The following is a 24,826-nucleotide window of genomic DNA, read 5'->3' on the forward strand; positions in this document are numbered from 1 at the left end:
GGCTTGAATTACTGCGCAGGTCCAGCAAGCAGAAAAGACACTAAAAAGCGCCTTCTCGGCACTCTCCCCGCACCTCACCACCATATGCGGAAATAACCCGTTCAATTTCAAAATAGCCACGCTCACAGAAACCGGTTTCCAACATCTTTTGTTCGAGAGCCCAATCTAAATAACGCTCTACTCGGTCACTTGAACGGCCTCCCAAACCGATAGTATCCCGCTGCATTCGACGTTGAGAACTAGGCTGGTTTGAAACTGGGGGAGGAAGATCCTGCCGATCCTTCTCAAGAGTAAATGTAAAACGCTTAGCTCCGTTTTGAGCAATCTCAGTTACAAACGACTCTTTCATTCCGGGAATCGGCTTGTTACTGGAACAGGCACCGAGAAAAATAGGTAACGCTAGGCCAGCAGCAATAAGTAAGCGGGCCTGAAAACTACCAATATTTTTATTATTCACACAAAATCCTCTCTAAATACCAACCTGCTTTATTACATCGAGCGCAAAGTTGGTACTATTTAGGGCCTTACTATTTAAATACCACTGTTTTATTTCCGTGTATAAACACGCGTTCCTGCAACACTAGTTGCAGCGCTCGAGTCAAAACCAATTTTTCAACATCCCTACCTGCATCCGCCATGGTTTCTGCAGAATAGGCATGATCCACATGTATTACATCCTGTTCAATGATCGGCCCTTCATCCAGATCATCGGTAACAAAGTGCGCTGTGGCTCCAATAATTTTTACTCCACGCTCATAGGCCTGCTGATAGGGCTTGGCCCCAATAAATGCAGGAAGGAAAGAATGGTGGATGTTGATAATGCGCCCACTATAGCGAGCAACAAAATCAGGGGTTAGCACGCGCATATACTTGGCCAGCACCAAATAATCAGGGCTGTACTCATCCACTAAGGTGGCCACTTGCTGCTCGTGGGCCCCGCGCTCCACCCCCTCAGCAGATATACAGTGGAAAGGAATATCAAACTTCTGTACCAGCCCCTCCAGATCCGGGTGATTGCCGATAACAGCCGCGATCTCCACATCCATAGCGCTGGAATAGCACTTCATCAGGATATCACCCAGGCAGTGGGGCTCGCGGGTAACCATCAGCACCAGGCGCTTCTTGCGCTCTATGGATACCAAGCGACGCTCTGCGCCCTGGGGCAGTGTCATATCCAGATCTTCCAGGAAGGTGGCATCGTTAAAGATACCCTCCAGGGCAGTGCGCATAAAGAAGCGCCCCTCAACCCGGTCGACAAACTCATCATTCTTGATGATGTTCAGCTGGTGCTTGTAGCAAATATTGGTGATCTTTGCGATCAGGCCCTTATCATCGGGGCAGTCGGTCAGTAGTATCTTCTTTTCCATGGTCAAATTTCAGGCCAAATATCCAGAGTCCAGACTATACACTATGCCGACTTTACGATTCAGCGATTCATTCCGGGGAGAACATGGATAAAAACCTTTACGCCGATCATATAGCCACCCTGTGCCGCCGCTACGACGAAATCCTCGAGAAGAGCGGGTTTGATACCCTCAACGTATTCAGTGGCGCTCCCAGAGTGCAATTCCTGGACGATAACTATTACCCGTTTAAGGTGAATCCCCACTTTAAAGCGCTGGTTCCCATTACCGACAACCCCCACAGCTGGGTTATCTATCAGCGCGGACAAAAGCCAAAGCTTTTGTTCTACCGTCCAGTAGACTTTTGGCACTATGTACCGCCGGCACCGCAGACCTTCTGGAGCGATTTCTACGATATCGAGCTACTGAGCAAGCCGGCCGATGCCCGGGCGTTCCTGAGCCCGGAGAATGCCGCTTTTATCGGTGAGAGCGACAAGCTGCAAGGCTGGTTACTGGGGGAGGAAAATCCTGAGCTTCTGATCAACCGCTTGCACTGGGCCCGCGCTTATAAAACGCCTTATGAGGTCGCCTGCCTGCGTGAAGCGAACCGCATTGCGGTCAATGGGCACCGCGCCGCCGAACAGGCTTTCCGCAGTGGCGCCAGTGAATTTGAGATCAATCAAGCCTACCTGGGCGCTGCTGGCCAGGGCGAGAACCGTATGCCCTACGGCAACATTGTTGCCCTGAATGAGCATGCCGCAATCCTGCACTACACTCACCTATCTACTGAGCGCCTGCCTGAGCCGCAACTGAAAAGCTTCCTGATCGATGCGGGCGCTGACTGCAATGGCTACTGCTCTGATATCACTCGCACCTACGCCTATGCCGATAATGAGTTCGCAGAGCTGGTAGCGGCTATGGATGAAAAGCAGTTGCAGCTGGTAGACGGCCTCAAACCTGGCCTGCCTTACCCAGAACTACATCGCCACTGTCACTTAAACGTGGGAGAGCTGTTGGCCCAATTTGGCATAATCAAAACCTCTGCCGAGAATGCCGTGGAATCCGGATTAACTCGCCCCTTCCTGCCACATGGCCTGGGTCACTTCCTCGGCCTCCAGGTACACGATGTCGGCGGTCACCAGGCCGGCCCCGATGGAGGCACGACACCCCCACCAGCCGAGTACCCGTTCCTGCGTACCAGCCGAACTATCGAGGAGAACCAGGTATTTACCATCGAACCTGGACTCTACTTTATCGATAGCCTATTGGGAGAGCTAAAAGACTCAGACCTCGCTGCCGAGGTTAACTGGGATAAGGTCGACAGCTTCCGCCCCTACGGCGGCGTGCGTATTGAAGACAATATTGTCGTACACGCAACCGGCAACGAAAACCTTTCTCGCACCCCTTAGTTCATAGACTAAAGCAATATTGTGAGAGTGCTTACAAGTCAGCGCTCTCGCAATACCTTTACCTTACTCCGAAAGTTAAAACATTAAAGAACGCCCTACCGCTCCCGCTTTTCCTCTCGCCGCTTGCGCCCCTAAGCTGCTTGCCCCCTCACCGAAAAAAAGCCAAAGTCCATCACCGGTATTACAACAAGAAAAGGGACAGTTCATGAGAAAAAAAACACTGGCAACGCTTATCGCAGCCACAGTTCTAGCCGCAGCCAATAGCGCTTATGCAAAATCAATCGAGTATATTTTTTACGATAAAGAGGGCATTGCTGGCTCTGAAGTTATTCATCAGGATGGAACAAAGGTATCTGGTGAATTAAAGCTCGGCTGGAATAACCGTCGCCTAAACCTCAAGGAGAGCTTCACTATCGGTGAGGCGGCAATGCCCGAGCAATTATCCATTGAAGGGATCAGCCCATTTGGTGCTCCAGTCAGCGAAGAATTTTCCCTGGAAAATGGTGTCGCTCGCTGGAAAGGTTCCGATGAACATGGCAGCGCAAAAACTTCCGAAGCCCAATTTTATATTCCCAAGAACAGCACCCTTGCTGTACAGGCGCAATTGGTAAAAGCACTGATTGCCGATGCAGATCAAAATATTGATTTACTGCCGCAAGGAAAAGCACGCCTCCATAAGCTTGATAAAGTAACCCTGCAACAAGGCGAGAAAAAGAAAACGGTTCACCTTTACGGCGTAAGCGGCCTGGGCTTTACCCCAGATCTGGCCTGGTATGATGACAATGGGGATTTATTTGCCTCCGATGAGGGGGGATGGTTCGCCATCCTGCGCAAAGGCTGGGATAAATCTCACCTCGAAGAACTGAAAACCCGGCAAGTCGCAGCCGCAGACCAGTATCTGCAAAGTATTGCCAAGAAACATACCCACACATCAACCCAACCCATCCTGATCAGCAACGTCAACCTGGTTGATGTTGAATCTGGCAAACTGCAGAAAAAGCAGCATGTGCTGATCAAAGATGGAAAGATCGCAAAAATTAGTAAAAAACCGATCAAAGCCAACGGGGCAACCACCATTGATGCCCGTAACCATACGCTGATCCCCGGCCTCTGGGATATGCACGCCCACTTATCCCCTACCGATGGTGTTCTGAATATGGCTGCTGGCATTGTTAATGTTCGCGACATCGGTAATACCCATGAAAGTATCATGCGTATTGAAGGCATGTTTGAGTCAGAGCAAATCATTGGCGGCGACCTTTTCCGTGCGGGCTTTATGGACCGGGAAAGCGAAAATGCCATGCGAATGGGCAAGACTGCGGACAGCCTGGAAGAAGCCAAGGATATTGTCGAGTGGTATGCCGATCGCGGCTATCAGCAAATTAAAACTTACAGCTCGATGGAGCCCGAGTGGATCGCTCCCTTAGCCAAGCATATCCACGAAAATGGTATGCGTTTGTCCGGTCATATTCCTGCATTTATGACCGCCGAAGAAGCAGTGGACGCGGGCTTTGATGAAATTCAGCATATCAATATGCTGTTCCTGAATTTTATGGGCAAGATAGATACCCGTAAAAGACTGCGCTTTACAGAAATCGGGGAGCACGCCCACGAGCTGGATCTGGATAGCAAAGAAGTGGCTACTTTCCTGGATAAGCTAGCCAAAAAAGGCACTGTCGTAGACGCAACCACCACCGTATTCAGTTCGATGTTACTGCGCCAGCCGGGCAAAGTAGATCCCGAATTTGCCGATATTACCGACCACCTTCCAGTGAATATCCAGCGCGCCTTTGTTGGGGCCGAACTGGATGTGAAGCCGGAACACAGGGATGACTACGACCTTTCAGCGGAAGCCCTGCTGGCCATGATGCTTAAGTTACACGAGCACAAGGTCACTATGGTCGCGGGCTCCGATGGCATCCCCGGATTTACCCTGTTACGTGAACTGGAGCTCTATGCCAAAGCCGGTATTCCGAATATTGATGTGCTGCGCACAGCCACACTGGTACCAGCACAAGTTATGGGGGCCGACGAGTACACTGGCAGTATTGCGGTGGGAAAAAATGCAGACCTGGTTTTACTGGAGGGAAATCCCCTCGAGGATATCACTGCGTTACGTCGCACTGCACTGGTACTCGAGGGGCAGAATATGTATCGCCCGGATGAGCTTTACACTGCCTTGGGTATTAAACCTTTCCACCCTTCAGTGCCATTTGAATTAAATAACACTACTACAGTAGCCACCAAGTCCCAGTAAGCAAAAAAACAGAAGCGGAAAAAACAGAAAAGAAAAAACCGGCAATCCAAATGATTGCCGGTTTTTTTATTTATAAATTAACTAGGCCAGTTCTGTGCGCACAGTGCGCGCCGCTTCTACCATATTCAGCAAGGATGAACCCACTTCGGCCCAGTTACGGGTTTTAAGGCCGCAGTCTGGATTTACCCAAAGTCGCTCAACCGGCACCACCTGTGCAATTTTCTTAAGTCGCTCAACCAGCTCCCTCCTTTCCGGCACATTGGGAGAGTGAATATCGTAAATGCCAGGTCCAATTTCATTGGGGTAACCACCGGCCTTGTCGGCAAACGCGCTGAGTAGGCGCAAATCGGAGCGAGCTGATTCAATAGTAATTACATCCGCATCAAGGGAAACAATGGCATCCATAATTGCATTGAAATTGCTGTAACACATATGAGTGTGGATCTGGGTTTCCGCTTTTACTTCGCTACAGGTGTAGCGGAAACACCCTACCGCCCAGGCAAAATAATCCTGGTGCTCAGACTCTCGAAGGGGAACCCCCTCACGCAAAGCCGGTTCATCAATCTGGATAATCCCGATACCGGCCGCCTCAAGATCCAACACCTCCTCCCGCAATGCCTTGGCAATTTGCAGACAGCTCTCACTGCGGTGGATGTCCTCCCTCGGGAAGGACCAGTTGAGAATTGTGACCGGGCCGGTGAGCATACCTTTTACCGGCTTATTAGTTAAGCTCTGGGCATAGCCACTCCACTCTACTGTCATAGCGTTAGGTCGGGAGATATCACCAAAAATTATCGGGGGTTTCACACAGCGAGAGCCATAACTTTGCACCCAGCCATTACCGGTGTGTACAAAACCATCCAGTTGCTCCCCGAAATATTCCACCATATCGTTGCGCTCAGCCTCACCATGCACCAGTACATCCAGACCGAGTATTTCTTGACGACGGATAGCTTCGGCAATTTCAGCGCGTAGATGTTCTAAATAATCCGCTTCAGAAATTTCGCTATTGCGGTACTTGCGGCGCACACCGCGCAAAAGATCCGTCTGTGGGAATGAGCCTATTGTGGTGGTGGGCAGCAGTGGTAATTTCCAACGCTTGGCCTGTACTAAAGAGCGATCCTTAAAGCACTGTTGACGCCAGGTATCCCGTAATTGATCAGCAATGGAGCCCTCGGCTACACCACTCTCTCCGCCTGAGACAGGGATCTCTGTGTCCTCATTGAGCAGCTGCTGTAATTGAGCCAACTCCTGAAGTTTCTGGCGGCTGTAAGCGAGTTTCTGTTTTTGCTCACTGGGCAGCTTGACCTCCGTTTCCAGATCCACAGGGCTGTGGAGCAGGGAGCAACTGGCTGATAGCCACAGGCGATCTCCAAACTGTTTCGCCAAAGGCTGCAAAGTGCCCTGCCAGCGGTTGAGGTCTGCTCGCCACACATTGCGCCCATTAATCACACCCGCAGACAGAACCTTGTTCTTACCTGCCAGCTGGGCCGCAGCTTCAAGTTCTTCAGGTGCGCGTACACAGTCAATGTGTACCCCGGACACCGGGAGGGAAAATACCAGCTCCAAATTCTCGCGCAAAGGTGAGAAATAGGTAGCCAGCAGTGTATTCACCCCCGGGGCTACTGCCGCAATCTGCTGGTAGGTGCTATCAAAAGCCCCACGCCATTCATCCGGCAGATCCAGGCCTAGTATGGGTTCATCCAACTGCACCCATTCAACTCCGAGGTCAACGAGCTGAGACAGCAACTCGGCATAGCAAGGCAGGAGTTTTGGCACTAAATCCAGAGGGCTATCCACACCCCGCCCCAGCCATAGGTAAGTGAGTGGCCCGATAACCACCGGCTTGGCTTTGTAGCCCAGGGATTGGGCTTCCCGTACCTCGTCAAGTAACCACTCACTATCTAGGGAGAAGGCTTGATCATTAGAGAACTCAGGCACCAGATAGTGATAATTGGTGTCGAACCACTTGGTCATGGCACTGGCCGCTACCGGCTGTCCCGATGGAGCGCGACCACGGGCCAAGCGGAAGTACTGGTCCAGCTTGTTTTCTGCCACTCCCTCTGCAAAACGCTGACCGACCACACCAAACATCAAGGAGTGATTCAGAACCTGGTCATACCAGGCGAAATCCCCCACAGCTACACGGCTCAAGCCGGCCTCACTTTGGGCCTGCCAGTTACTACGGCGTATCTCTGTGCCCACTTGCAGCAACTGCTGCTGGGGCCTATCACCGCGCCAATAGGCTTCTTGCGCTTTCTTTAGTTCGCGATTGGCTCCGATACGCGGATAGCCGAGGATATGTGTTTGCACCATGGCCGCCTTCCCAAGCTCTTTCCTGTGAGGGGAACAAAGTTGCCCCGTTGAAAAATACCCCGCAGCTGCGATCTCGGTAACGGCCGCATTAGCGAGAGTCCTGACTTGATTGTGTGCGTACAGTACTGTTCAATCAATTTCATATTTTTTGCAAATAACATGAATAATTTTAATGATGATTGAATTGCGCCATTTGCGTGCGCTGAGTGTTTTGCGTGAAACAGGCAGCCTGGTACGCGCAGCGGAGCGCCTTCACCTGACCCAGTCGGCTCTTTCGCACTTATTTCGCGAAATGGAGGACCGGCTCGGCCAAGAACTGTTCAAACGCAAATCCCGACCTCTGCGATTTACCAGTGCCGGTCTGAGGCTGCTGCAATTGGGCGACGACATACTGCCCCAGGTAGCTATAGCACAGCGGGACCTGTCCCGGCTGGCATCGGGGCAAGCGGGCAGGCTTAATATCGCTATCGAGTGCCACAGCTGCTACCAGTGGCTGATGCCCGCACTGAATACCTATCGGGACGGCTGGCCAGAAGTGGAACTGGACCTGTGCAGCGGCTTCCACTTCGCTCCCCTGCCCGCACTGGTGCGCGGCGATCTGGACCTGGTTGTCACCTCCAACCCGGACCCGAACCTCAAAGGCCTGCACTACGAGCCGCTGTTCAGCTTTGAAATGTGCCTTGCCATAAGCCGCAAACACCCACTGGCGCAGGAGAGCAAACGGCGCTGGGTAGAACCGCAGGAGTTAGCTGGTGAAGTCCAGATTACCTACCCGGTTGAACGAGAGCGGCTGGATATCTTCCAGCACTTCCTCGACCCCGCTGGAATTGAACCTGCAGAAGTTCGAACCGCAGAACTGACCGTGATGATGGTTCAGTTAGTAGCCAGCGGCCGAGGGGTTTGCGCCCTCCCCACTTGGGCGCTACACGAGTACCTGCAAAAGGGGTTTGTTTCCCAACTCCAGCTGGGTAAAGAGGGCCTTTGGAGCACTCTCTATGCGGCAGTGCGGGAAGATATGCTCGAGCAACCTTATCTCACAGACTTCCTCAAAACCGCACGGGATGCCAGCTTTGCCAATCTGCAAGGTGTGAGAGCGGCCAAAACCAGCCCCAGTGTGGCAGAACCTGCCTAACCACTTACAAAAGTTAACTGGGCGGCTTAAGCCTTTGCGGAAATAATGACTTATTCAACCTCAGCACAATTATCAAACAAACTGAATATTTTCAGATCAAACAAATCAATGGTTTGGTCTGGCCGGAGAGGCCGGTAAAATCACACAAATAACTATACGGCAGTGGCCTGTACCCGGCCAAATGCCTGGACTTTGTAGGAGACCCTCTATGTCAAACCCGGTTGAACGTTGGAACTCAGTGAGTAAAGGACTGCACTGGCTTTTTGTAATCCTGCTGCTCTCTGTGTGGGGAGCAGTTGAACTGCATGAGTTTTACGAGCGCGGCGACCCCATGCGCGGCTGGTTTATGCAGCTGCACTTCTCCCTGGGAGTCGGTGTCCTGATGCTTTTGGCCCTTCGCCTCTACTGGCGTGCGCGTCACAAGCGCCCACAGATCGAAGGCAAGAAGTGGCAGAAGGCACTGTCCAGCCTGACCCATGGTGGGCTCTACCTGTTGATTCTGGCTATGCCGGTATCCGGCATCGTGATGCGCCAACTGTTTGGGCGCGATACCGAGTTTTTTGGCCTATTTGCCGTTCCCAACCTGTTCGCCAAAAACCCGGACCTGGGCAAGCAAATCGCTTTCCTGCACAAAGATGTAATGTGGCCCGCCCTTCTCGTACTGGTTGGACTGCATATCGCCGCAGCCCTGTGGCACCACTTTATTGCCCGCGATAACACACTCACCCGTATGCTGCCACAGCGCTAATTCAAGTCAGGGAAGAAATAGAAGAAAGGAAACTGAATGGGAGAGCGCAGGCCTGCGCTCTCCCGGAATAAACCTGCTAAAACAGGTGCGACTTACTCGTCGTTATTGCCGCGCTTGGCTTTGGGCTTGCCTTTGGGCTTGAACTTAGGCTTACCCTTGGGCTTCCCTTTCGGTTTCACCGCCGCTTCATCGAAGCGGGTGATTTTCATCGGCTTACCGGAAACACGCACCTTCTTCAGGTGTTGAAACACTTCTTTCGGCATTCCCTGAGGCAGATCTACCGTGGTGAAATCGTTGTAGATTTCGATACGGCCAATATAGGAGCTGTCCAGATCCACCTCATTGGCAATAGCGCCAACAATGCTGCCGGGACGCACGCCCTGCTCGCGGCCGATCTCAATACGGAAGCGCTCCAGCCCTTCATCGGGCGGCGGCAGCTTGCGATCTTTTTCGAAGCTTTCCTTCTTGCGACGGCGGCCACCATCAAAGTCATCATCGCGCTCGCGACGCTCTTTGCGCGGTCTCTGCTCTTTCTCTTGAATCAGCAGGGGCTGATCACCTTGGGCCATTGCAGCCAGCGCGGCGGCAACATCCAGTGGATCAACCTCATTCTGCGCCAGGAATTCCTCAACCAGCTGGCGATAGGGCGCCAGATCAGTTTGGCCTTCCAGGGTCGCGGTGATGCGCTCGCGGAAGCGCTGCATACGGGCACTGTTAACCGCATCTGCGCTGGGCAAATCTAGTTTTTCGATCGGCTTCTTGGTCGCTTTCTCGATGACTCGCAACATACGACGCTCGCGGGGCGCCACAAACAGGATCGCATCGCCTTCGCGACCGGCGCGGCCGGTACGACCGATACGGTGAATATAAGCTTCGGTATCGTAGGGGATATCGTAGTTAATCACGTGGCTGATACGCTTCACGTCCAGTCCGCGAGCCGCAACATCGGTGGCTACAACAATATCGAGCTTGCCATTTTTCAGCTTGTCGATCACGGCTTCGCGCAGGTTCTGCGCCATATCACCGTTCAGGGCGGCACTGGCAAAGCCTCTGGCGGCCAACTTATCTGCCAGTTCCACGGTGCTGTTTTTGGTGCGCACGAAGATAATCGTGGCGTCCACCGGCTCCGCTTCAAGAATACGGGTCAGTGCATCCAGTTTGTGCAGGCCGCCAACCGGCCAGTAGCGCTGGCGAATGGTTTCCGCAGTCTCAGTCTTAACACGGATTTTTACTTCAACCGGCTCATCCAGATGCTCGCGGGCGATGCGGGCAATCTCTTTTGGCATAGTGGCGGAGAACAGCGCAATCTGGCGCTCTTCAGGAATCTGCTCCAATACCCACTGCACATCATCGATAAAGCCCATGCGCAGCATTTCATCCGCCTCATCCAGCACCAGGGTGCGCAGATTGGACAGATCCAGGGAGCCGCGACGCATATGGTCCATCACCCGTCCGGGGGTACCTACCACCAGCTGAACGCCACGCTTCAACTGCTGTATCTGGCCGCGGTAGTCCGCGCCACCATAGATAGGCGCAACGTGGAAACCTTTCAACTTGGATGCGTAAGACTGGCAGGCTTCAGCCACCTGAATAGCCAGTTCGCGGGTCGGTGCCAGCACCAGTGCCTGAGGGCGACGATCCTTCAGGTCCAGCTGGGAGAGTAGCGGCAGCGCAAAGGCTGCGGTCTTGCCAGTGCCGGTCTGGGCCTGGCCTAGCACATCCCGCCCCTCCAGCAGGGACGGAATAGTTTGTGCCTGGATCGGGGAGGGAGTCTCATAGCCGAGCTTTTCGATGGCGCTGAGAATTTCAGACGGCAGACCCAACTGGTCGAAGCCGGCCGCTTTAGGGGTATCGGTCATTTCGGAATTCACTTGAAGCCAAAGTCCCTATCGCGGGACCGGAGCGGTGGGTAAAAGGCCGCGCAGTCTAACAGGTTAGACGATCCAGATCAGCCTGTTTTTTAAACAAGCTGTGATGAAGCGTGCGAGCAGAATGAAATACCTGAAATGGGAAGGGAAAGAACGCAAAATCCCTAATTTCTAGTCCACGTCCATGTAAAAGGATTAACCCACACTATTTCCGCTTTTGATAGAGAGCTTGGCCTGGGGGCTACCCTCAGCAGCAGATTCTATGCGTTCAACCACCCCTTCAATAGTGGCGCCAACCGCCTTGGAGAAGCTACCGTCTAGTTGAGTTTGCTCATATAAATAAGTATGAAAGCGTCTGAAAAAAGCAATATCTACGCTCTCAGGCTCAGCCCAGAAGCTGGATAGTTTACCTTGATGAGTCAGGCCAGGAATGTCATATAGCGCACGCCCAAGTACTTTCGTGGGTACCTTATGAAGAAGGGCAGAGATACCGACGGTACTATTAATTGTAACTACCCCACGAGCATGATCGAGAAGGGTGGGCAAGTGCAGATCATGACAATACATAACTCGTCCCTGGATACTATAGCGAGCTTCTAAGCTATCAATCAGCTTCTGGTAATGACAAAACCCACGATCCATCGGGTGATGCTTTAAAACGATCACCGCGTCCTTTGGCGCGTTCTTGGCAAATGACTTCAATACTCGATCAATGGCATTTTCAATTGAGAGAAGGTCCGAGTGCTGTCTTAATTGAAAATCATCTCGAGTCTGTAAGGGAAATAAGAAAAAACGCCGGCTTAGCTTTCCCGTAAGCTTAGGCGTCAAACTGCGCTCTGTTACTTTATAAAGCCCTTTTCGTGCAAAGCTCTTCAACCAACAAACGCCTTCGGCTTTCCAATCTCGATTTCTATGATGGTGATATGCCTGAAATTCGGAACGCGCGAGGCGCATCGCTGCGTAGTAACCCATAGCGAAGCAAGCACGATGCCAGAATGTTTGCCCTACTGGTAACCCACAAGGTCTGCTCTGGACCGGTTCATACTTTTCGATCTCCTCGCGCGTCCAGTCGATTTGAGAGAAAGCATTAACTCCCCCCCATTCCAACGTAACAAAATCTGGACGCAAATACCCCTCTTCAAATACCCCAAAAGCAACACCCAAAGATTCACAAACACTTCGAGCTTGAGAGTGATAGCGACGACAGTCACCATAAACAAATACAGCTTCTGCATTATGTTTTAGCAAATAGGACTTAAAGAAGGGTGACCAATCACTTTCGCTTCCCGTGAAATCAATCTGAAAATCAGCCCAAGCAAAATAGCGATCGCCGCCATTGAAATTAATTTTATGCGTAGTTATGCCTTGATGTGAGAGTCTCTTTGCCAGCTTCGCAAAGAACGGGCCATGAGGCCCCTGTAAAAAGACTGCCACAGACATTATTCAACCTACCCCTAAATCTTGCTATTTAGCGCTTAGAAATTGAGCACATATATATAACGGGTCAAACAAAAACCATTCCCATGTCGCACATTAGCCACTTCAGTCATTGACACATCACTATATGTCACTCTGTGGCTCAATAGGCCTAACAGGAAATTGATCAACTAAACGAACAAGAACAGGTATTGGAGTACCAACTGGCGCAAAATTCTACCAAATAGAACAATAATCTTCTACAGTTGTTAACTTCTTCCTAATCTCAGAAACTGGTAGTGACAAAAACCTCCCGCACCAGAGAAGCATAGAGTATAAACAGGGAGTACCTTTCTCTGTTTAGAGCACTAAGTTCATTTTTTTGAAGCTTCAGAAGCCATTTTATCAGAACAAAAATTTTACTTTACATCGGTACCCATCATAAACGAAGCTGGCGAACTTGCCATCAAAAAAGTTTGCGGCCAAGTCGGAATTTTAGTTGGATGGCCAGCCATTTCAACTGACCAGATCACAATTCATCCACCAATCAAGAGGTCATACTAAGGCCTAACTAACATCATACCAGTCAACCCCAAAACATTATTTATTAAGTAAAGGCGTTTCCCACTGGCAATAACTACCAAAGACCTACGCGATATATTTAGAGGCAAGCGCAAACAAAATAGCAAGATTAATCCACAGCTTCCGCGCACTGAGAACGAGCTAAGCGACCATAATAATTTCGCTGCTCTCCACTATTAATCTTGCCTTTATCCAGCCGTTTTAAGGCCACTTTCCATACTGTTTCGAATGCTTTAGCTGCGCTGTTAGGGAAAGGGGTAAATAATGGATTAAAGGGGTTATCTCTAGCCTGCATCCACACCGTCATACGCTTCGACTTTTGGAGCGCCTCACCGCGACAGTGAAAACCGTACACATTACCAATCACTAAAGTATTCGCAGGAACAGATAGCTTTTTCACTTCATATCCCATTTTTTTCAGATCTTTGTCATTGACCCGAAAAGACCCATCCCAATAACGTCCAGATGGCCGTTCGTTGCCCTTTTTACAAGCCTCTAGACTCTCTCTATACTCCCACTTCAACCTTTTCCAGGATAGCTTGTGAGAACCTGGTACATAGACGTAAGCTCCATTATTATCACTCGTCTCATCAATATATAACCACCCTTTAACACACGGGTGAAAGGTATCCGCATGTAAGTCGCGTTGAGGGTCTGGCCGGGGATTCACATTCTCATGGTTGCAGAGGTTTTCTATATAGAATAAAGGCGGCCGATTCTTCGATGAGCAGTACCGCATCAAGCGATTCAATAGCTGATTTTCAACTAGCCGCTTAAATTCTGGAGCTCTTTTTCGCTCCTCGTAATCCATAAATATCCTCTGGGTTACAGTCGTACCTTCAATTATTTCCCTAACAGGCCCCTCGAACTGATCAAGCTCATTAACCAACTGTAAAAACTGCTTATTATCGAGAAAATTTTTCTTTAAAATATAACCATTCTCAATAAATTCTCTTCGGTATTCCGAAGGAACTATTGGAGAAAGGAGAAATAATCGGAACCGAAATAGAGCATGAGTAACTACAACCCTAAGGACATGTAACCCGAAAAAATTCAGCCAGAAACTCCCAATAATAGGATTGTTCTTAAAGCTTTTCCCCCAGCTCACCAATTCAAAAAGCCACTTTGGTATTTTCCAAACTAATCCAATTAATTGCCTTAGCATTACCACTCCCTAAACATATACATTTAAATCCATATTTTCTATATGGCAATATAATTATATTTTCTTACCGGCTAAACTAAATCCCCATCAACATATCTATTAGTAGCGGAGAAATTTTTCTCTATACCAGAAAAAAAGTTTAAATAAAAAATTTTTATTTTTATTTTTATATAAAGAACGCCTATTTTGCAGCAGTTTAACTGTACTCTCTGCATCAATATAGTCTCCTGTTGTAGCATCAGCATACACAGGATAAAGCAGTAACGTACCTGCAATTAATTCATTTAAAGTTAGCTTACGACGCCTTCTCTTTTTAAAAACATCAAAATCAGCCTCATTACTTCTTGAGATAGAGAGTAATGTATCGTGCGTTAAACCCCACCCAGAATAAAAAGGCAAGCCATAGGTCACAACCTTGACTTTTCGAAGTAAAGCTTCGAAACCTGCCAAGGAACTCAAAGTATGTACTTCGTCAACCTGATCCAACAACATAGAGATATCCCCATCAGCAACAAGTAAATCATAAAATTGCTGTGACTCCTGAGGTACCTCTCCTAAACGAGCACCAGCAACCACATCAGGGTGTGGTTTATAAATAATAAATGCATCTGGGTTATCTCTCCATACATTCTCTAAAAGAGAAAGATTACTCTTTATTTCAGGCGATCCATAAGCAATTGAGGCATCACTTTCTACTTGCCCGGGTACCAAAATAATTTTCTTATCGGTAGGCAAGGAAAGGTTTACTGAACCTTGAATATTATACTTTGTTACTCTACTTTTAATCAGTAAAGAGTGCAGTTTTTTTGCTCTGTTAAGAATTTCATCACTAAAATTAGTATTACTTAAAATCACTTCAAGATCACTTGGTGATCTAGCATCAAAATAAATACCTCGGGAATCGAATACTAAAGAAATCGGAGCAACCAAGTCAGCACCTAGTCCAGCTGAACGTATAAACCCATCTTCAACCTTCCAAAAGTGAGCATTTACTTCCTCAACCCTTTCCCGCAAAGAACCCATTGTTCGGCTAGCCCAAACAAAAACGTTAATTCCCTCTGAGCGCAAATTTATTGGGTGTTTACCTTTAACAAAAGAAACATTTTCTACCCCGCCAAGGAAGCTGGGAATAAATTTCTTTTTCCAGGGCGAAAACCCAACACCTAGCCATTCACCTTGAAATCTAAGCCATTGCCGCTTTTGCTCTGCAATTAAAGCAACAGTGTCTTCGAATTCACACTTCTCGCCAGTATATGGGTTTATATATCGACAGTAACGTAGATAGGCTGCGCAAAATAACTCTAACAGAGATCTGCCGGCATTGCGTCGTGTTATATTCTGCCTGTCTTGGGTCAACCCCCAACCTGAATAAAAGGGAATACCAAAACAGTGTACCTGTTTCCCCGCAATTAGGGCGTCGAATCCAAGCTGACTAGTGACTACGTAAACTTTTTCAACATAATCAAAAACAGCCCAGGGTGAGATATTCTCTGAAATAATCTTACAGCCTTTTTTAGAGGCCATATCTAACAAAAAACCCTTTTTCTCTCCAGCTATAACATCTGGATGTATTTTGACACATATCTCTGCTTCAGGGTTATCTTCAATAGCACTCTCCAACATTTCCCTGAAATGTAATTCCGAAGCCTGACCAGCTCTAATAGAGACATCGCCAAAAGTTTGATCTACAACTAAAACCCTTTTCACGTTAGTTGACCAACCTAAGGGTTTATCTATCGATTGATTATACTTACAAAGCCGATTGGTCCGTAAGAGTCTCACTCCTCTCTTCGCTCGCTCCAGTTCTTCTGAAGTGAAATCAGCCTCTGCTATCAATGTCTCCAGATCGCTAGGACAGGAGGCATCATAATAGATCCCAGTTCTATCAACTATCAAACTATGTGGAACCGCCCCATTAACCCCCAGGCCCAATGAACGTAAAAAACCATCTTCTATACACACAAAGGGAAGTCCCGCCTTTAAGGCGATTCTTTTTGCTTTCTTCGAAGTTGGCTTAAGCCCCCAGCCAATCATATAATTTACATGATTAGAGGGCTTGAAGGTCACATACTGGCTACGGGCATCCAGCAAGCTTTCTAGAATCGGGTGCTTCCGCAAACCTAAAGAACAGTGACCGACTACAGACATTTTCGTGCCTCAGTCAACATATTCTCTCGCAATACATGATCCTCTGCTAAAGAAAGAATTCCATCTATCCATTGCGAACGATTCATGGGTAAAAGTAAACCATTTTCACCGTGACGAATTACTTTTCCGTAAATATCACCTGCAGCGTAAATGCCTACAGCGCCAGCTTGAGTAATATCAAAGAATTTTGTGTGAGACCTTGCTCTATTAAAAGGCGTGTCTAATAAAGGGGCTAGACCTATAGTTCTATGCTGGCTCCTCATGGCAGTTAAGTAAGTCGGCCATTTCATAGGGTGTAGAACCTGTACCCTGGGAAGGTGGTTAAAAAGTCGATTTACCTTTGAATCCCCAATTATTTCGAAAGTAAGCTTTGAGTTTATTGCCATAACCTCATTAATAATCGGTCGCAGCCATAAAATATCGTGCTTATGTGATGCGGAGCCATGATAAAAAATATTGATATTTCTTGATTCATCCCCCACCAGGGGTTTCGCACACAATTTTACAGGTGCCCAGAAGCTATACTTCTTTTTTAAGTACGTACTTGATACTAAAAGCTGAGAGTTAATTGACTTTAGCCAGCTCTGCTTTGACCAACTAAGGCGATAAATTTTACTCTGATACCGTAAAGGCATATCTGAAAATGCCCGCCAGTCAAACAAATCATCATCAATAAAAATACAAACCCTACCAATTTTATCGATATTTTTATTAACAAATGACTTCCAACGGCCATTAACATATCTTATAAATACTATATTACAATTCAGTACTTTTTCTTCCGATGGGAGGTTATCTAAAGACACACGCTCCCAGCTAACGCCCGCTTCCGTTAGAAACGGAAGAATAAAATAATCTGAGGAGGGGTTTGCCCCCTCCTCAACAATTAGCCAGTGGCCAGATAAGTCCAAACCTAACTCCAAACGCCTCAAATATAAAAAGGAAATACAATTGGTAATAGAAAAAGAACTGTAAATGAATAAACAATAGTTAAAGGTAATCCAGCCTTTAGGAAATCTTTTAAGTGATAACCCCCAAGGTTTTGGACAATTAAATTTGTTTGATAACCAAATGGGGTCAGAAAACTTGCACTAGCTCCATATGCAACAGCCATAACAAATGGCAACCAGCTAACACCGAAACTCTCCGACAAACTCCATGCTAATGGAAATGTAAGGGCTGCCGCCGCAGTATTAGTCATTAACTCAGTTAGTATTAATGTTAACAAAAAAACTCCAATCAAGCCTGCATATGGACCCATACCCTCGAGTAAAATACGTATTCTTAGCGCTAAAAGATCAGCAAGCCCACTAGCAGAAAAAGCTTCAGCTAAAACTAATGCACTAGCTATAATAATCCATATTTGAAAAGGAAAACGCCGCTGTAACTCAGAAGTGGTTACAACATTTAAGAAAATCATTACTCCAAGCAGGACGACTAAACCTTTTAAAAGAGAGAAAATACCTACCGCAGATGCACATATTACAGCAGCAAAACCAAGTCCAAGTAACCAGCTATCTCTGCGTGATAATTGGCGCTGAATATTCGTACCACTAATCACATAGAAATTCTTGTCAATATTTCGATGATGTTTAAAATCAGGTCCAACTGCCAATAGCAGCATATCACCCGCTCTTAATTGCATTTCACCTAGCTTACCAGACAACCTGTCTCCACCTCGCCGCATAGCAACGACAGCAGAATCAAAGCGGGTTCGAAACTGACAGCTCTTAAGCGATTCACCAATTATACTTGAACTGGGAGTAAGCACTACCTCGGTTAGATCCATGTGAAGGGCTGCGTCATCTAGAGCAAATAACTTCAATCCTGGAATTTTTTGCAATCTAGTGAGGTCCCGTATGTCTCCACTAAAAATTAGCTTATCTCCACTACGCACTATTTCCGTCGGAGCAACTGGGCTGATATTTTGATCTCCGCGTACAATCTCGATAAGGTATAATGTTTCTAATTCCCGCAGCCTATTTTCTTCGACACTCAGCCCATCTAGTGGTGAATCAGGTATAACCTCAGCTTCCAACAAATACTGTGCAACTTCATCCTCCGGAATATTTCCAGAGGGTAATAGTCGAGAGCAAACTATAATTGTTGTTAAGCCGGCAACTACAGCCCCCACTCCAATAGGAAAAAAGCTAAAAAATTCCAGTGAGGGCAGGCCTCTATCTAAAACAAAGCTATTTACAATTAAGTTAGTAGAGGTCCCGATCAAAGTTAGCGTGCCGCCTAAGATCGCAGCGTAAGATAAAGGTAATAAGAGCTTTCCCGCTGGGTGATTTCGTTGCATCTTTACACTCGATGCGAGCGCCGCCACAACAGCTGTATTGTTCAGAAAAGCAGAACTTATCGCAGTAGCACTTAGCAACTTACTAAGTGAGAGCCTAAACGGTCCACTTATCAGTCCATCTGATACAACTCGCAGCCAACTCGCCTTCTCCAACCCAATTGAAGCCAACAATAGCAGTACAAGAGTAATCAACCCAGTATTAGTCAGCTTCTGTAAGGCAATGTCAGGAGGAACAATACCAAAAAGGAAAATAACACCAGCCGCAGCTGAAAAAATTATAGATGGGCCAATACGTGAAAAAATAAGAGATAATAAGACAGTGCCAAAAGTAAAGGCAACAAAAGTTTGATCGAGAGTCATACGATTAGTTTGCCAGTAAAAATTGTAGAATATTTATCCCTATAACCTACCCACAACAAATTAACAAATACTATTACGCGTTGGCTGAGAATTGTGAAAGGCAATACATAGGTTAATAGCCCCTTATATAAAACTAGGTTACACGTGATAAGCTGTAACTTTATGAGGCTCATTGCTGGGCCTGAATACAACTGGGATTTTATCATATTAAAGCTAGCTTACCGAACCAATGGCGCAGAATTTCTCTCATATAAACCAAGAGAAAAATCCTCTCTTACATGAGTCAAAAACGGGCTATATGCCGGATCAACTTCTAAATCAGATACCCAATGATTACGAAGGTATTTGGCCTCTTTATTGAATCGACTTCGCTTTTCTTTAGTATTATCCATTCCGCGACTAATTGACTCATGATGGTATAACTTAGCCCAAGGAGTCCAAAGATTACGATATCCGGCATCCTGAACTTTCAGACATAAATCTACATCATTAAAAGCAACCTTTAGATCCTCTTCGTTCAATCCTCCAACCTCATTGAAGACCGGCTTCCTTATCAAAAGACATGCAGCTGTAACAGCAGAAAAATTCTGTGTGCAAACTAGCCTATCCATATAACCATTACTACCGCTATCGTAGAATTTATGTGCATGTCCCGCTAAACCACCTAGTCCAACTACAACACCGGCATGTTGTATACGGCCATCGTCATAATAAAGCTTAGCCCCTACACATCCAATGTCTGGACGAAGTACGTGTCCTATCATTTCTGAAAGCCAGTTGGAATTTATTACTTCAATATCATTATTTATTAATCCAATTATTTGACCCCGAGCATGTTTAACCCCAAAATTATTAATTGCAGAATAATTAAATGGAGCATCGTAGCGTAAAACTCTAACATTCGCCCTGGATTTCAACTGTTCGAAATATTCTAAAGTTTCAGCTTCTTTACTTTGATTATCCAAGATAATAATTTCGTAATTGCTATACGAAGTTTTATTAAGAATACTATCAATACACACTCTGAGTATTGGCAGCATATCCCTAGTTGGTATCAAAAGAGATACCAGTGGGTTTTCAGGAGGAACTGGCCAACATAGTTGTAAAGATTTTTCATTCTTCTGAATCTTTACTGGTGAAAGACTTGAACTCCTCAAATAAATAGATAAATGCCTTTCACATGCAGTCAAGTAGCCTGCACTATCAACTTGATCTTTAGCTGTAGAGTGGAATAGTACACGCGAAATATGGGAGACCAAAATATCATTTATTCCAATCTTATGGATCGCCGCAAGTATTAGCGCATAATCTAAAGCCTCATCAACAAACATGTTTGCCAACGCATTTGAATCCAAAACACCTGGAGAGTAAAGAACACAGCTGCCAATATAATTTTTAGACAAAAATAAATCGATATTCCAAGCCGGTTTAAAATGTGGGTTTTTCCTCCTTCCACTATCAGTGATACAATCATTATCGGAATAGAAAATGTGCGATTGGGGACTTTCTGTAATAGCTTGGAAAAAACTATCAATGGCTCGATCAGCCAACTGGGTACCAGGAAAAACAGTTAAACAATAAGATTGTGTCGTTACCTTATTTTCAGAAAAACCTAGATTCAGGTGAATTCGTATATCGTCCAAATACTTTTCTAACTTATCAACAATGACCTGATCAATTTTTCCTGTGTTTAGTATCTGCAAGTTCCATCCACTTACATTTTGATTCAATATCGAATTAATTGACGCTTCTATTGAACTCCAACTATCCCGGTCTCGCAAAGGCATTATTATATCAATTATTAAGTTTCCATTTTTTGGTATATCTTCATATCTATAAAGAGAAGGTTCCAAATTTTTTACCCAGCTTAGGTAGGAGGAATCAAACTTACCTGGTTGAAAGCTTCCATTGTATTTATTCCATAGCTGGCAAATTCCTGGAGGAATATTCAAGAAGCGTTTTGACAGTCTGGATCTCATCCTGTCCAACGCAAAAAATTTTGAAACTCTAACTAGATTAAACTTAATAATATTAAAATTACAGCATGGAGAACCCAATGAAAAACTCAAGCTTTCCCCACCCCTTGGAAACCAAATTAATCTTTTTGTTAATCTCCCTGAACGTAAAGGGAATGTCATATGGGTAGCTTTACGAGAACCGAAGTGATTCAATGAAAAAGAAGTATCAAGATAGCTTTGATCGGCTTCGATTAGAAGCTCAACCATATACCACGAACTTTTATTTATTTCAGCAGATATATCGAAATAGGACTCAGTAGAAGAAACTATACCACTTACAGTACAATCACTATTTAAGCATAAAGATAGATCGCCCATAGGGATAAGCCTAGGGCGAAGGTCATATTTTGATAAGTGTGGCACACCCGCCAATAACAATTTGCCTGAGTATTTACTGCTCATGAAAATTTAAACCGCTATTAAAGTACATCTATCTCATGTCGAGTTTTTTATAAAATAAACTCACACAATTGCCGTAGTTATTTATGTTGTCATATACATGGCAATATGCTTATTATAACACTCTATACCAGACTCGGAAGTCAGGTCAAGCCAGCTTTCTTAGCTTTAGTGAATTTTTAGCTAAAAATAAACATAAAGCGGTGAGACTTCAATAATATAATAATTTTTAATTGTTATATTTGTAACGGGCTACCTCTATGGATTGTTTGAAATTCAAGCAGAATTGTAAATTAAGTGTTTTAATAAATCTCAAGCTTGTATATCGAACAACTAAGCTGATGCCTAGGCATAGTATTGTAGAGAAATAGATTGCTATATATTATTTAGCCTAAAAATAACTTTTAAAATAACAATTTAACCAACAATCACTTAAATAATTACTTCAACAGTCACCTTACAAAAAACAAACCAAAGCTCACTGAAGTCGGTGTAACAGAAAGGAGCTAGCGCGGGAAGGTTCGAGCTTAAAATATCCCTTAGATATTAGTCGAGCTATTTATAGAGCAGCTCTGGAAATTACTACATTTTTAATATCTAGCATCAATTTCCCCCTCCCAAAAAACCTACTTCCTCAAAGCTTTTTTATTCATCTAGCATTAAAAAACTGGAAATAAACTTTAGATGGCTACTAATAGACACCTTATAACTATTTAAAACAACCAAGAGGGAACTCTATATGCCCCACATAAAATCGGGGCATAAACTCAACACTTAGCTATTTTTATATTCAGAATTTAAATAGTCAGTGAATTTATGAAACTTCTTGCCGTTAAATAAATCACCAACCAATCTCGATTCTGCTTCTAAAAACTCATCGCCCAATATACGATCATAGTGATAAGTAAACTCCGTAAATGGCCCAGGACGAGGAGTAAATTCATTAAAAATTGGTCCTCTATCAGATTTCATGAAATCTATTCTGACAAAAGGGGCCGGAATTTCCAAACTCAAATCACTCACGAGCTTAAGTACACTAGCGTCAATACCCAAGTCTGAAAAATTAACATCCTCAACTATAGATTTGTTCTTTCTTGGTTCGACTTGATTCCCTTGGGTCGTCCACCATGAGTTTACTGTTACTGGGAATCTATTAACATTAAGAATAAGTGCGATTTTCCCATAAAAGCAATAAAACTTTAAATCTGTAGATATAGATTTCTTTTCACTATCTCCAAGAATTAGCTCTTCAACTATCCATTTATCTGAAGAAACAACCCCCTTTTTAAGAAGGCCTTCCATTCGATGTCTCATATCCTTTTTACAGGTCAATTTTTCCGATGACTGAGCCTCAATAATACAGTCATCTGCATATACTAGGAACACACCTCTCGAGCCAGCCCCATTCTTTGGCTTAATTGCAATCCCAGATAAATCAGGCAAAGTCTCAACAGAGAATACATCGCTAAAAATTTTTGGCCTAGATATGCCTAAAGAGTCTATAAATCTATATGATCTGATTTTATCATTCAGAAACCACTCAAATGATGACGACTTATCAAGTTGCTTCTGCCGTGTTCTAAGTGATATCAAGCCCCTGAAGGACGAAATGTTGTTTAGGGTGCCAAGTTTCTTTGCATTTACTACAGCTTCAGCAGGTACCCTTTCAGCAAAGCTATGCTCAGAGATCGCCTTAAGTAAACTGTTCTTGGAATCAGGAAATTCCTGAATAATATTTCTATATTGTGCTTTTATTTTTTTTTCTAGTTTTTCAAAACTATCTTTCTGGGAGGTAACCAGTTTTTCAAACTCTAAAATCTTTCCGGCTTTAGAGTCAGGAGAAATTTCATCTTTCATAAAGTGTCAACAAGTAATATTTATGCTTACTACGCGTCTAAGTGTACAGATTAGTAGATTGCTAAATTTAACACATAGACATTTTTTTAATTCTATCACCTATTCAGCTAGAATACAAAATACCACTACAGATAAATACGTAGAATAAATGCAAACCACTTCATAGTTTAAAAATTATATTAAAGAATTAAAAAAATCAATTATTCTAATTAGCTTAGTATTCAAGGTAATATCCACATGTCGAGTTAAGTTAGTTGACTCCTCTCGCTCACTTAAAGAGAGTTTCTCGCATATTTGATTTGACAGGTTATATTGACTTGATGGTGGTTGAATAACAAAGCGACCATTAGTTTGCGCTACCATATAATCAGGTTCAACTGCCTTTAGGGCAGCCTCATCAATATTTCCAGCGGAATGTATAAAAATGATATTTTGAAATATTCTAAACAAATAATTAAACATAGAATATGTTGATGAGGAACCAAAAATAAGGCAATACTTATTATATATCGCTTTATTGTTATGTATAATAATTACTCTTCCATTATTTGAAAGCTTGTTATCATATATTACTGATCTCCTATAATTGACATTTTTAATCAACCATTCTTCCGCTGCAATAGGTGGGATGATTTTATTCCCTAAATCGCCAATACAGTTCTTGGGCCTATATTTATCTGTAGAAAAAATATTCACTATTGTGTTTAAGTCCAAATCGAACCTATGAGACAAGGCTATTGTGGTTTCTTTAGCACCGTGATGGGACCAGTGTGTATCAGTAATTCTGAACGATCTCTGTTCAGAGTTTTTCAGGGCAGCTAGGGGGTATAGGATAGTTTCTATACTTTCATCTAATTTAAGTATTTGTTCGATTGGTGTTTTGCTGCCTTTCTCAATGGGGTAAAATTCAGGTACAACTGCCTCCTTTGCTGGGGCAATTAACAGGGTGGCCTGGCAGCTATATTTTACTTTTAAGTCATTTAATCTTAATAAATAAGATTTCCACTCTTCCAACTGTTTGCTATTTAGCAAAAATTTACCGCTATACTGATCGACACTTCTATTTGTGTCATTATCCAAGAATAGCCAATTATCCTTACCTTTCAAAACTTTAAGGCTGGTATTAATTTCCACCTGAGCAACATCAAACTCCTGCCCACCATAAATAAAACCTAGCCGATAATCACTACTGTTTATATTAATGTCAGCTTTAAATCCACATTTTAATTGCGGGTGTTTTTTTGACTCTTGTTTTAATATTTTTTTTATCACATCCTTTCTATTGCTATTCAAATGAAGATTTTTCGATTCATTTTTAGATTTAATATATGGAAATATATTTTCTCCAGATAATGAGACGACCCAGCCTTGAAGTAACATTTCAGTAGGGTTTGTTGCATTAATACTTAGCTTGTCATTATCTTTGGGGAAATCTAAACACCAACGAATATTACGCGGAAGCTTAACTATAAGATGTTTAACTCTGATCGTATACAACTGTAAGTT

General features: G+C 44.9%; 16 protein-coding genes. 4 read left to right on the forward strand and 12 right to left on the reverse strand.

What is annotated here, in order from left to right:
• Positions 1 to 40: 40 nt before the first annotated feature.
• Positions 41 to 457 carry a hypothetical protein gene (locus ACJJI6_RS12535; RefSeq protein WP_475710667.1) on the reverse strand — a complete coding sequence of 139 codons (417 nt, stop codon included), beginning with the start codon at positions 455 to 457 and terminating at the stop codon, positions 41 to 43.
• Between the two features lie 70 nt (positions 458 to 527).
• On the reverse strand, positions 528 to 1,367 hold the full coding sequence (gene purU / locus ACJJI6_RS12540; RefSeq protein WP_475710669.1) for a formyltetrahydrofolate deformylase: 840 nt from the start codon (positions 1,365 to 1,367) through the stop codon (positions 528 to 530).
• Positions 1,368 to 1,450: 83 nt separating this feature from the next.
• Here purU and pepQ point away from each other — a divergent pair, with 83 nt between their 5' ends.
• Both pepQ and ACJJI6_RS12550 read left to right on the forward strand, forming a co-directional pair.
• A complete protein-coding gene (pepQ, locus tag ACJJI6_RS12545) occupies positions 1,451 to 2,752 on the forward strand; it encodes a Xaa-Pro dipeptidase (RefSeq protein ID WP_475710671.1) in 1,302 nt (433 codons plus the stop codon).
• A gap of 205 nt (positions 2,753 to 2,957) precedes the next feature.
• Entirely contained in the window at positions 2,958 to 5,009 is a 2,052-nt protein-coding gene (locus ACJJI6_RS12550; RefSeq protein ID WP_475710673.1) for an amidohydrolase family protein, read from the forward strand.
• A gap of 81 nt (positions 5,010 to 5,090) precedes the next feature.
• On the opposite strand, the gene metE is transcribed toward ACJJI6_RS12550, so the two are convergent.
• A complete protein-coding gene (metE, locus tag ACJJI6_RS12555; protein WP_475710675.1) occupies positions 5,091 to 7,325 on the reverse strand; it encodes a 5-methyltetrahydropteroyltriglutamate--homocysteine S-methyltransferase in 2,235 nt (744 codons plus the stop codon).
• A 172-nt stretch (positions 7,326 to 7,497) separates the two neighbouring features.
• Here metE and ACJJI6_RS12560 point away from each other — a divergent pair, with 172 nt between their 5' ends.
• Positions 7,498 to 8,457: a LysR family transcriptional regulator gene (locus ACJJI6_RS12560; protein ID WP_475710677.1), complete on the forward strand. Its 960-nt coding sequence runs from the start codon at positions 7,498 to 7,500 to the stop codon at positions 8,455 to 8,457.
• A gap of 208 nt (positions 8,458 to 8,665) precedes the next feature.
• On the forward strand, positions 8,666 to 9,205 hold the full coding sequence (locus ACJJI6_RS12565; RefSeq protein ID WP_413664530.1) for a cytochrome b: 540 nt from the start codon (positions 8,666 to 8,668) through the stop codon (positions 9,203 to 9,205).
• A 92-nt stretch (positions 9,206 to 9,297) separates the two neighbouring features.
• On the opposite strand, the gene ACJJI6_RS12570 is transcribed toward ACJJI6_RS12565, so the two are convergent.
• The 9 genes from ACJJI6_RS12570 to ACJJI6_RS12610 form a co-directional block, all read right to left on the reverse strand.
• Positions 9,298 to 11,064: a DEAD/DEAH box helicase gene (locus tag ACJJI6_RS12570; RefSeq protein WP_475710678.1), complete on the reverse strand. Its 1,767-nt coding sequence runs from the start codon at positions 11,062 to 11,064 to the stop codon at positions 9,298 to 9,300.
• Between the two features lie 204 nt (positions 11,065 to 11,268).
• The gene (locus tag ACJJI6_RS12575; protein WP_475710680.1) at positions 11,269 to 12,507 is read right to left on the reverse strand and encodes a capsule polysaccharide biogenesis protein; all 1,239 of its coding nucleotides are present in this window, start codon (positions 12,505 to 12,507) and stop codon (positions 11,269 to 11,271) included.
• Between the two features lie 673 nt (positions 12,508 to 13,180).
• Positions 13,181 to 14,236, reverse strand: coding sequence for a phytanoyl-CoA dioxygenase family protein (locus ACJJI6_RS12580; protein WP_475710681.1), 1,056 nt, complete (start codon positions 14,234 to 14,236; stop codon positions 13,181 to 13,183).
• Between the two features lie 99 nt (positions 14,237 to 14,335).
• Positions 14,336 to 16,384, reverse strand: a complete 2,049-nt coding sequence (locus tag ACJJI6_RS12585; protein WP_475710683.1) for a capsule polysaccharide biogenesis protein — start codon at positions 16,382 to 16,384, stop codon at positions 14,336 to 14,338.
• Complete coding sequence (locus ACJJI6_RS12590; protein ID WP_475710685.1) at positions 16,375 to 17,295, reverse strand: glycosyltransferase family protein; 921 nt, start codon at positions 17,293 to 17,295, stop codon at positions 16,375 to 16,377. Before ACJJI6_RS12590 ends, ACJJI6_RS12585 begins: the two co-directional genes overlap by 10 nt.
• A gap of 17 nt (positions 17,296 to 17,312) precedes the next feature.
• On the reverse strand, positions 17,313 to 19,046 hold the full coding sequence (locus tag ACJJI6_RS12595; RefSeq protein WP_475710687.1) for an SLC13 family permease: 1,734 nt from the start codon (positions 19,044 to 19,046) through the stop codon (positions 17,313 to 17,315).
• Positions 19,047 to 19,264: 218 nt separating this feature from the next.
• Complete coding sequence (locus ACJJI6_RS12600; protein ID WP_475710689.1) at positions 19,265 to 21,466, reverse strand: glycosyltransferase family 2 protein; 2,202 nt, start codon at positions 21,464 to 21,466, stop codon at positions 19,265 to 19,267.
• 771 nt (positions 21,467 to 22,237) lie between these two features.
• Positions 22,238 to 23,320, reverse strand: a complete 1,083-nt coding sequence (locus ACJJI6_RS12605; RefSeq protein ID WP_475710690.1) for an ATP-grasp fold amidoligase family protein — start codon at positions 23,318 to 23,320, stop codon at positions 22,238 to 22,240.
• Between the two features lie 174 nt (positions 23,321 to 23,494).
• Positions 23,495 to 24,817, reverse strand: a complete 1,323-nt coding sequence (locus ACJJI6_RS12610; protein ID WP_475710692.1) for an alginate O-acetyltransferase AlgX-related protein — start codon at positions 24,815 to 24,817, stop codon at positions 23,495 to 23,497.
• Positions 24,818 to 24,826 lie beyond the last annotated feature (9 nt).

It is taken from the genome of Microbulbifer maximicatervae (SeqCode) (assembly GCF_056232625.1).

What these genes read in the sequence shown, in the direction of transcription:
- ACJJI6_RS12605 (WP_475710690.1), bottom strand. Translation starts at nt 23,320, where the DNA reads ATGAAAGATGAAATTTCTCCTGACTCTAAAGCCGGAAAGATTTTAGAG.
- pepQ (WP_475710671.1), top strand. Translation starts at nt 1,451, where the DNA reads ATGGATAAAAACCTTTACGCCGATCATATAGCCACCCTGTGCCGCCGC.
- ACJJI6_RS12550 (WP_475710673.1), top strand. Translation starts at nt 2,958, where the DNA reads ATGAGAAAAAAAACACTGGCAACGCTTATCGCAGCCACAGTTCTAGCC.
- ACJJI6_RS12570 (WP_475710678.1), bottom strand. Translation starts at nt 11,064, where the DNA reads ATGACCGATACCCCTAAAGCGGCCGGCTTCGACCAGTTGGGTCTGCCG.
- ACJJI6_RS12585 (WP_475710683.1), bottom strand. Translation starts at nt 16,384, where the DNA reads ATGTCTGTAGTCGGTCACTGTTCTTTAGGTTTGCGGAAGCACCCGATT.
- ACJJI6_RS12560 (WP_475710677.1), top strand. Translation starts at nt 7,498, where the DNA reads ATGATGATTGAATTGCGCCATTTGCGTGCGCTGAGTGTTTTGCGTGAA.
- ACJJI6_RS12600 (WP_475710689.1), bottom strand. Translation starts at nt 21,466, where the DNA reads ATGAGCAGTAAATACTCAGGCAAATTGTTATTGGCGGGTGTGCCACAC.
- ACJJI6_RS12580 (WP_475710681.1), bottom strand. Translation starts at nt 14,236, where the DNA reads ATGCTAAGGCAATTAATTGGATTAGTTTGGAAAATACCAAAGTGGCTT.
- metE (WP_475710675.1), bottom strand. Translation starts at nt 7,325, where the DNA reads ATGGTGCAAACACATATCCTCGGCTATCCGCGTATCGGAGCCAATCGC.
- ACJJI6_RS12565 (WP_413664530.1), top strand. Translation starts at nt 8,666, where the DNA reads ATGTCAAACCCGGTTGAACGTTGGAACTCAGTGAGTAAAGGACTGCAC.
- purU (WP_475710669.1), bottom strand. Translation starts at nt 1,367, where the DNA reads ATGGAAAAGAAGATACTACTGACCGACTGCCCCGATGATAAGGGCCTG.
- ACJJI6_RS12595 (WP_475710687.1), bottom strand. Translation starts at nt 19,046, where the DNA reads ATGACTCTCGATCAAACTTTTGTTGCCTTTACTTTTGGCACTGTCTTA.